Origin of the sequence: Asticcacaulis sp. W401b, from assembly GCF_046503825.1 — a bacterium.
Lineage (GTDB): Bacteria > Pseudomonadota > Alphaproteobacteria > Caulobacterales > Caulobacteraceae > Asticcacaulis.
The window spans coordinates 1-1,473 of record NZ_JBKFEE010000049.1 but is presented as its reverse complement, the minus strand read 5'-3'; the positions used below and the strand labels follow the sequence as shown (position 1 = coordinate 1,473).

1 protein-coding gene and 1 pseudogene are annotated in these 1,473 nt (G+C 57.4%); both read right to left on the bottom strand.

All coding sequences use genetic code 11. The annotated features are described in order from the left end of the window. A pseudogene (locus ACK8OE_RS20790) lies at positions 1-192 on the bottom strand (hypothetical protein); the annotation flags it as partial. Between the two features lie 90 nt (positions 193-282). Next, positions 283-1,473: hypothetical protein (locus tag ACK8OE_RS20785; RefSeq protein ID WP_410274219.1), on the bottom strand; the 1,191-nt coding region annotated here is incomplete at its 5' end.

Below are 1,473 nucleotides of genomic sequence, written 5' to 3'. Positions count from 1 at the left end.
GGTCATAGAATATAGGATGCGCTTTTCGGGACCTTGCCAAACGAGCTCGCCATCCTCCAAAAAGAAGTGCGTAAGAGTGGGGAACAGTTCCCGGTTCAGCGGAACAGCGGCATTTGGGTTGTGATAGATTTCCAACTCGTCAGCCCACTGCTCTTCATAGATCGGATCTTCGACATCAATTTCAAAAGGCATGGCTCATCCGGATAATACTCTGTCCCATCGGCAGCCGTCGCACCATCGGCAATCGCTCCCGGTGAACAAATGTTCACCGTTAATGGGATGCTAGGTGCCTCCCTTGACGCGGCGCTCTTCACCGAGCGGTACAATCCAGCCCCCCGCACGATCAGTCCGCGCAAATTCATCAGGTCTCGCAGCCTCCTTGAGCCGAGCGCGCACATTTTGGGGTTCTGCGTCGATAGCGGCACGGATGAGGTTGCGATCTATCCCGACAAAAACGGGTCGCAAATTGAGACGAGCAAGCGCTTCTTGATCTGCAGCGGTGACGTTGGTCTCGGTTATTGGGCCCGTACGGGTAACGATTCCGCCAATGAGGTCGCCTATCGAGGAAGTATTTTCCACCTCCCCAATTGGAGCGGCATCAAGGAACGATCGGGCTGCCTGGATGTCGCTTTGCAGTCGTCCGGCGAAAGGTTGCCGCGTCAGCCGATATAGTGAGGTGGAGAGTTCAATATGACCAAGGGGCCGGATCAGATTGGCGATGTGGAGTCGCAGCATACCAACGAAAAGTGCATTCTCCTCCTCCGGTTCGATGGCCTCACCCTCATCGACCGGGTCTTTAACTGAGAGGTGTGCATTTGCAGGCCCCGAGGCGGTCATACCCCAGCGTGTTGCGATGGCGATGCGTTTCACTGTGACCTTGCGACCTTGGGCCGTTACGTCAATTCGACCCGCTTGCGTCCATGCTCGCGCGAGTGCTTTTGCGGGACCTGATGGGTCATGGCAGCCCTTGGCCTCGGCTACAGTCAGAGAGGACAGATCCGAGGCACACGCGATCCAGTCCGGAAGGTCCCCTCGGGAAAGCCGCCTTATTTTTACTTGTTTGCGCCGATCGAGATCGATAGTCTGGCTGCCTAGATGCGCGAAGATCGAGAGATTGAAGTAGCGCTCGAGGTAGGCGCGAGCGACAAAGCGCCCGAACAGGCCAGACAAGGCCACCTTCACTTCGCGCGCTTGACCCAGTGGCTCCTTGAAGATGAAAGGCGTTCCGGCGCCGGTTGGTTCGAGGAGCGCGTCCAGGATGGACCATGCGCCATAGGCTGCACCGGGTGTCTGCAATACCTCCCGAATACCGGCATCCTCAATGTCCGCGACTGTGAGATCGACAGTCGTACCCGCAATCGGGCTGGCTGTCGGCGGGTCGAAGCTATGAATAAAGGTTCGCGTCATAAGGCTAGGGCCCGCGCCAAGTCGTCGTGCTCGAAAGCACTGGCCATGCGATTGATCTCGGCCGAC